The 231-nt window shown below is 54.5% G+C and carries 1 protein-coding gene; it reads left to right on the top strand.

Annotation, left to right across the window (positions count from 1 at the left end):
• A partial coding sequence (locus tag SB847_RS22405; RefSeq protein ID WP_410578976.1) for a hypothetical protein occupies positions 1 to 231 on the top strand: 231 nt, incomplete at both ends.

Genomic DNA, 231 nt, shown 5'->3' with positions numbered 1-231 from the left:
GGCCCCGATAAATGCCAGGTCATCACCTTCTCCAAAGAAAGCTTGCTTTCTCTCAATCCTTTCACATCAATTCCATTGGGGGGGCTTCAAGAAGAGATGTCGCTGCTCTCGACGATCTTCACGAAGATGGCCGCGCCAAATGATGGGCTGGACGACGTGGAGCGGCCGATTCTGGAACGCGCGATTACGGCCGCGTACATGAACAACACGAACGAGGCTATTCCCGAGGAC

The sequence above is a fragment of the Bacillus sp. SIMBA_026 genome, assembly GCF_046535335.1.
Taxonomy (GTDB): domain Bacteria; phylum Bacillota; class Bacilli; order Bacillales; family Bacillaceae; genus Bacillus; species Bacillus velezensis.
The sequence above is the reverse complement of the archived record's forward strand: the minus strand, read 5'-3'. Positions and strand labels throughout refer to the sequence as shown.